Annotated in this window: 7 protein-coding genes and 1 pseudogene; all 8 read right to left on the bottom strand. The window is 46.5% G+C overall.

Features of this window, described 5'->3' with window-relative positions:
- Nucleotides 1-186, bottom strand: a pseudogene (locus BWI97_RS27480) (glycosyl transferase); the annotation flags it as partial.
- 186 nt (nucleotides 187-372) lie between these two features.
- Nucleotides 373-588: a hypothetical protein gene (locus BWI97_RS27475; protein WP_146011033.1), complete on the bottom strand. Its 216-nt coding sequence runs from the start codon at nucleotides 586-588 to the stop codon at nucleotides 373-375.
- A gap of 597 nt (nucleotides 589-1185) precedes the next feature.
- The gene (locus tag BWI97_RS25340; RefSeq protein ID WP_102203307.1) at nucleotides 1186-1866 is read right to left on the bottom strand and encodes a DUF4397 domain-containing protein; all 681 of its coding nucleotides are present in this window, start codon (nucleotides 1864-1866) and stop codon (nucleotides 1186-1188) included.
- A gap of 350 nt (nucleotides 1867-2216) precedes the next feature.
- Nucleotides 2217-2489: a hypothetical protein gene (locus tag BWI97_RS25335; protein WP_102203306.1), complete on the bottom strand. Its 273-nt coding sequence runs from the start codon at nucleotides 2487-2489 to the stop codon at nucleotides 2217-2219.
- 27 nt (nucleotides 2490-2516) lie between these two features.
- A complete protein-coding gene (locus tag BWI97_RS25330) occupies nucleotides 2517-3197 on the bottom strand; it encodes an outer membrane beta-barrel protein (RefSeq protein WP_102203305.1) in 681 nt (226 codons plus the stop codon).
- 34 nt (nucleotides 3198-3231) lie between these two features.
- Nucleotides 3232-3975: a hypothetical protein gene (locus tag BWI97_RS25325; RefSeq protein ID WP_102203304.1), complete on the bottom strand. Its 744-nt coding sequence runs from the start codon at nucleotides 3973-3975 to the stop codon at nucleotides 3232-3234.
- Nucleotides 3972-4508 (bottom strand): RNA polymerase sigma factor, encoded by a 537-nt coding sequence (locus BWI97_RS25320; protein WP_233208038.1) that lies wholly within the window; start codon nucleotides 4506-4508, stop codon nucleotides 3972-3974. Before BWI97_RS25320 ends, BWI97_RS25325 begins: the two co-directional genes overlap by 4 nt.
- A 437-nt stretch (nucleotides 4509-4945) precedes the next feature.
- Nucleotides 4946-7425 (bottom strand): alpha-L-rhamnosidase (locus BWI97_RS25315; protein WP_102203302.1); only part of this gene is annotated, 2480 nt, incomplete at its 5' end.

The raw sequence follows: 7425 nt of genomic DNA, 5'->3' as shown, positions 1-7425 counted from the left end.
CTCAAAGTCCGCCAGGGCAATAAGGGTGACGTGTGGCAGAGACAAGGCCTCAAGCACCTGTTGACACGGCGAATCGAAGGGAACGATGTACAGGTGAAAGCAGGGGCAATGCTCTTCCAGAGAATAATACAGAGCCAGTCCCCGGGAGAGATAGCCCGAATCAAAAAGCGTACAAAAAGAAAGCATTGGAAAGTAAAAGAAGATCGGTAACCTAAATAAAATCAGATACAAATGCTCGGAAAAGGTGAAGTGGAAGGGCCTGTGCCCTTCCCTAACTCCATACGCTGCTTCCCTAAGGATACGAGGAAGCTCGCTAAAAGTGGCGGCTTTTTATGCGAAGCTTCCTCGTATCCGCATAGGAGAAGCGAAGTTTTATTGCATCTTTTTCATCTGGCTAACCTTCAAATAATAAAAAGTCTGCCCACCCAGCATGGTTTTGGGCACCTGATCATACGCTCGGTACTCGCCCGAGAAACGTACGTTCAAGCCTTCTTTTTTAAACGCATCGGGCAGATTGCACACGTAACCGACATCCTCAGAATCAATCGTTGTTAGGAATTCTAACCATAATTGTATACACTTTTGCATCGTTATCATACCGAACGACCCCTGTTTGATTATTTGCCTTTTTTATGACTTTTTCTTGCTCTCGGCAGTCCATCTCAAACTTTTTTCCTTCTTGGGGTTGAGTGGATTGGCAGGCCGTCATGATCATCCCACTCAGAAGTAGGGCTTGCTTAATAAGCATTTTCATAAAAGTATTTGATTAAAATGAATAAGAACGCCCCCCTGCCCGTTAAGGAATTATAAAGCACGCTCAACGGCAAACCCTGTCATAGTACGAATAGGTACCAATATTTAATTGAGAGAGATCCTGCTCGACTCCCGTTTCCAATCGGCCAATTTTTGAAGAATCGGCTGTAAGTGTGCATATCGGCTTATTACTAACTACACTATACGTAACAAATTGACCTACCCATATACTGCTGCCTGCGTTGAACATTTTTTGTTTTTTCGGAGCTTCCGGCCAATAGTAGATAAACACAAGCCGTGAGGCAGCATCAATCATCAGCAGTCTAGATGTCAGGACAATTACCATTTAGTTGTAAAGGCATCCTGAACTAGCTCTCACTAGCCTATGATACTTTCCAAGCAATTTGAAACGACTGGGATACGTTTCTTTGCCTAACGATTGGTCACGGTTGTCAATGCCATTTTAGACGTATCGCCTGTTTTCGGATCACTGAACACGAACGTATAGATTTTACCTTTTTCTACTTTAATTTTGGTAAACTCGGCCATAATCTCCGTTTTTCCCGTTTCTTTTAGGGTGATTTTCAGCTCATTAGCAGCGTCGATCTCCTTGAAAGCTTGTACACTTTTATAAGGAGCCTTCGCAAAGAGAGCTGTTTTATCAGCATTGATGAATACGTCTATTTCTTTAGCATCGGCCTTGAGATGAACAAATCTAACTTTAGCTTTGGTCGTCACCGGAGTTAAATTATCCTCAACCAAAAGAACGGCAGGAGCACTTGTCGTGCCCATAACAAAAGCCGAGTAAGCAACTCTAGCTTTCAGTTCCACACTCACTTTTGCTATGGTAGTCGCTGATCCTTGTTTGGTGATGGTAATTTCATGCTTGCCCGCACTAAAATTGCGGTAACCTAAAAAATCCAGATATTTAAAAACAGTAGTGTTAATTTTCTGCGTACCCGAGGTCAGATTGATTTGATCCAGATCCTTGGAAGCCTGGAAGAACGAAAGGCCCGTGATCGTAGGGGTTGGCGCAGGATTGTCTTTTTGACAGGCCGTCAGGAGTAAAGAAAAAACAGCGAGAGATCCGATACTTTTAATGAAAGATTTCATGGAACGTTGATTTAAAATTAAGTTTTAGGGTGAAAAAATTTAAAGCTTATTTGAGTAGGTAGATGAAAAATGAGTTAGAAACCGAACATTTGGGCCAAAGAAGCCCCTGCGGCTAAGAAGCCGTTGACTAAGTTAATTTTGAAAGGGTTGATTACGATTTATGTCTACATAACTTGAAGGCTGTCCTGCACAGGATATCACCTCTCGTCCGCTTACCTTAACAAGCAGCGTAACGACGTCACCTGATCTTCACTTCAAATGTACTTTAGTGAATTAAGTGAATCGGCTTAATCTTGGTAATCTCTACGTAGTAAGCCTGAACATAGCCTGGTGCCATTCGCTCTTCGTGATCATTCCGTCAAACTGTACGTGTAGTCCGTCTTGGTGATAAGCCTTGGCCAAGTAGCATCGTAAAGCGGACTCGGACTGCTGCGGGGTGTTCTCACAACCACGACGTACTGCTTTTCTTCGGGCAGGTACTGAATGATTCCTGCCTGATTTTTGACTTCTCTACCGATGACCGGAGCGAATACTCTTGCCTGATCGAAGTCTTCTGCTGGAGAAAACGTCCCGGGCATGGATGCAAGAAACCACAACACGAGTAAGGATAAGATCGGATGCATGACTGCGAATAGGGGAATGGGACAGGATTACTTAAGTTTAAATCTAAGTCCAAAGTGAGCATTGAAAAGCAAAGGTTGCTCCTGATAAATAGTAGGTATGGTAGTAGGTCTATGCACGTGATACTCAAGGCCTGGTTCGATAAACAGACTTAAGCCAGGGGTCAGCGTATACTGAAGACCTGCCGCTGCGTTTACAGAAAAATCCCAGGGCCTTTCCTCAAGAGTCTCAACAGATTCCGTACGTTTTTCCGCATTGACGGTATAGGTCGTTTTAAGAGTCCCGTACACGGCTTTTCTAACCTGCCCTCCCATGGCAACATAACCCGAAAAGCGTCCTCTCGTTAGCATCTGGTAATTGAGCTGAAGCGGTACACCTGCGTAGTGCAGCGTTTGCTCACGATTCAAATAGGAAGCTAAGCTACCCGAGCGTAAGTCGGACTCCAGCCTGGTATATGTAAGGCCCGTAGTTAAGCTAAGCCTTTGACTTAATTGATACTGGAAGGAAAGTACTGCCGTCAGGGGTGTTTTGTGTTTGACATTCGTGGCAACGACTTCATATGCATTGGCCTCGAGTACTTCGGCTAAAGGGCTAAATTCCGCCATCGCACTAGCTAGTAGTCCGTCTACGCTTATTCCACTGCTATTAGTATAGCCACTGTATTGCTCTAATGAATTCGGCAATCCCTGACTTACGGCTACATTTGCCATCCACTGCCGGCTATTCTTGGGGGCCTGCTTCTCATTAGCAGCTTCCGCTAAACGTGCATTCTCCTGGCGTGGGTCTATGCCGGGACGTACATTTGCCGTCTGCGTCACTATTGCCCAACTCGTGTCTGAAGTTGATGTTTGAACAGCAAGCTGATCTGCGTAGGACTTCAGCCCCTGTACTTCTGAGCTGACGTCTTTTTGCTTGAACCTCTTGGATTTTAAGCTTTGCAGGCGTGGGTATTCCTAGCTTTTGACTAACCAGCACTTGCGGATTCATTAATCGGCGGTCGTTAAAGGCTGACTTCTTCAAGTTTCCGAAAGCGGGCTGTTGATTCTTTAAGCTGTCAGCAGCTTCTACTTTCAAAAGATCAGAGTCCATCCTTATGGTGGATTCCATCGCTGAAAGAGTGCCCAATTCCCTGCCGGATGTTTGATTGAGAACGTTCATGGAATCAAGGGGGGCCTGGATGATCCTAGACGCCTCCCCCCTAGATTGCTGATAGGCCACCTGAGGTTTATCCGAATGATTCGACTGCTTTACATACGTCCACACGAACAGACTCGCTAGTAAAAGTCCCGCAAAAGCAGCCGCTCTACTTTCGTAGCTTCGATAAAATAAGAGCATGTTTCGCTTCACCTGCTCAGTATAGAGTACAATGCCCTTCTTTTGTGCAGGTTTGAACAACTCTTTTTCCAGCTCCTGCCAAAGCCCCTGCGGAGGAGCTTCTTCATGATCCTTTAGTTGGTTACGCAGACGCTCTAGCCACTTATGATTCATGTTGCGTCTAATTTTAAAGTTTTCAATTCGGTCAGTTTATCCATCAGTACCTGCTTAGCCCGGTGGTATTGAGAGGCGGATGAGCTTTCTTTGATTCCAAGCAGCATAGCAATTTCTTTGTGACTCTTTTGTTCAAATACATACAGATTGAACACCGTTCTATAGCCCAGTGGCAGAGACTGAATCAGCCCCAAGAGTTCCTTCTGCGTGAAAAGCTCTAAATCAGGCTCCTCTTCACTAACAAAGTCCGCCACTTCAGCTACATCCGTAGTAAAGTCGAGCTTAGCCTGCTGCTTGAGGTGTTTCAGCGATTCGTGAACCATAATTTGAGTCATCCAAGCTCGAAGCGAACCTTTCCCTCTGAACTCAAACGAGGCCATCGAATGAAACATCTTGATAAAACTATTTTGCAAAATATCCCGAACATCCTCTTTTTCCCTCAGATAGCGAGACCCCACTACAGAAAGATTCCCTGCATAAGCATCATACAGTTCTTTCCAGGCTGATGGTTCTTTCAATACAAGCCGATCCACGAGTTCTCGTTCTTGCCTTTCCTCTTTTAGCATTTACAGGGCTGCTCATTCTAGCGATACACAGTCAAACTAACTATCTTTAACGTATCTGGCTAACCGTCAACATACAAGTAAAATCGGGATGCTGAAAAAATCAAGCGAAGTCTAATCGCTTGCTTCTTCCCAGGTACGCTGGACGAGAGTCATCCTTGGTTCATTTTACTTGGTTTCATCTATTAAATACGCGATTGATCGAAACCTTGCATTGGTGAGGGAAAAAAATAATACTGCCCAAAATCCGGGGTAGTGTTGAGCCCAGTCTTCATCTTCGTTTATGAGCTTATCTTCTTGGTGCAGCAGCCTTTGAAAGCTTATCTTCAATCCTTGCACAATGGTATTGGTATTCTCTTGCCATTATGCAAAAATTCCCGAAATTGATTTATCAAAGAAAATGGCAACTAAGGCTTCACTATAATTTCATAAGTCCCCGAAAGAAGCTCGAATACTTGTTTTCCTTTAGCACTTGAGTAGCTAACGACTTTGGGAGACGCAAATGGTTTTCCATTGATGGAGATCGCCTGGGCGGAAGGAGCTAGTAAGGTTACCGTTGCGGATGTATTGGCGGGAATGACGAATCGGTAGACATGCCCTTTTTCTTTCTTTTTCCAGCTACTTTCAATACGTCCGTACATCGAATCGTAATAGCCGCGAGCATAGGTCATCTGTCCCGTAGGATCTGGTTCGGGATGGAGCAGGAAATGCTTGAAGCCCGGGGCTTTTTCGTCCCGTTCAATGCCCAGCGAATAGTTATACAGCCAGGACCCAATGGCTCCAAACGAGTAATGATTGAAGGAGTTCATTTGGTTATTGCCCCCGAATCCATTCGTATGCGTGTACGAATTCAGTCGTTCCCAAATGGTCGTTGCTCCCTGATCAACCGAATATAACCAGGAAGGATACGAGGTTTGTTGCAATAGCCGATACGCCGTTTCGGAATGCCCCTGGTCCGATAAGGCTTTATTGATCCAGGCCGTACCAATAAAGCCCGTCATTAAGGAATACGACGGCGTGAGGGTACCGTTCTCAGCCTTACTTTCCCGTTTGATGCTTTCCACGAAGCGATTAATAGCTTTGGGAAGGTGCTCTGAATCATACGCATCAAATACTAACGGAAGCACATAAGACGTCTGAGTATCCACAGCATCTCCCGCTTTCAGAGTCGCTGACGGATTTTGTTTAAAGCCGGAATGAATGGTTTTTCCGCTCTGCTTTTCCACGTACGTGGCATTAAAAAAGGATTTCCGCTGTTGGTGTAAGTCCTCAAACGTTCGGACATCAGCTGTTTTTCCCAAAACAGTAGCCATTTTTTGCATCAGCTCCAGATCGTAAATCCAGTACGCCTCCCATAAAAGTGAATTATCGTTCTTGTTTTGCTCTGGTCCCAGCCAGTCACCCAGATTTCCCCAGAAGGTCGGATTTTCCTGGGTGAGCAATCCGGTTTTAGGGTCTATGTTTTTTTCCTGGATATAGCGGGTGTAGCGTTTCATGGCTTCATAGTGGGCGGCCAGTAATGCTTTATCGCCATACTGCTGATAACTTTCCCAGGCTACGGTCAGAGCCGCACTTCCCCAGAGTATACCGCCGAAGCCTCCACCCAAAGGAGCCACGTCCGTAAAACGGCCATCGGCTCGCTGCACATCCCGCATGGCTTGCAGGTGTCGGCTTAGAAACTGCGGTAAATCGGCCAGGTAGGTAGCAGTGCGGGCAAATACAGAAATATCGCCGCTCCAGCCCAGACGCTCGTTGCGTTGGGGACAGTCGGTGGGAATCGACAGAAAGTTTCCGAGCGTGGACCAGGTTATGTTTTCCCAAAGTTTATTCACCTTGGCATTGGAGGTTTCATACTGGGAGGCCAGTTGATGAATGGAACTAAGAACCGTTCCCTTCACAGCCGTTAGCGGTAAGGGCTGATCGATTCCGGTGATCTCCACAAAGCGGTAGCCGTGGTAGGTAAAGCGGGGGGCAATCGTCTCCTCTCCCCCTCGGGCAAAATAAAGATCCTGAGCCATCGCTGCCCGGATGTTTTCAAGCATGATCATGCCCTGATTTCCGGTATATTCCGGCAGATCCGGGTATTTTACTTCCGCATACCGCAAGGTAAGCTTGGTTCCAGCTTTCACGTTTGACAAATGGATCTCAGGAACACCCACCATGTTTTGCCCCATGTCGTAGACAAAAACGCCGGGACGAACTTCCTGCATCGATACGGCAGTAAGCTCCCGGACCTTTTGTACGGTTGGCCCAAATTGTCCCCGTAGCGTGGCCTGCGAGTAATCAGCTACGCTGGGATTGTTGAGTGAATACGCCTGACTGACTTGCTTCGACAAACCGATTTCCTGGGCCGGCTTCCATAAGGAAGCATCGTAAGCAGCAGTACACCACCCTTCAATGGCCCGTTCCCGCAAAGCGTCGTAGACTTCGCCCTGAAAAAAACTACCGTAGACCATTGGTCCCCCGTCGAAATAAGTCCAGCTTTGGGGCTTACTCACGATGATCTGCTCCCTACCATCAGCGTAGGTAAGAATGAGCTGAGCCAAAAGTGATTGCCGATCTCCAAAATAATTCCAGTTTTCGCCGGCGTACGTAGCCCCGCCGCTCCACCAGCCTTCGCCTAAGTAGGCTCCCAACGCATTTTCTCCCGCCCGAATCTGCTTGGTAACATCGTAGGTTTGGTAGAGGTGGGTTTTGTTATACTGCGTTAGGCCGGGATTAAAATAGTCCTGACCAATCCGTTTGCCATTGAGGTAGACTTCGTAAATCCCCCGAGCGGTTGCATACAGGCGAGCTTTCACAAGTGGTGCAGACGACGCCTTAAAAGTCGTACGTAACATGGGCATGGCGGCTTTACTAGGATTGGCCGTCAGCAATACGCCCGTCT

The organism is Siphonobacter sp. BAB-5405 (assembly GCF_002872335.1).
Classification (GTDB): domain Bacteria; phylum Bacteroidota; class Bacteroidia; order Cytophagales; family Spirosomataceae; genus Siphonobacter.
Note: the sequence above shows the minus strand (reverse complement) of the source record. Positions and strands in the feature narration are given on the sequence as shown.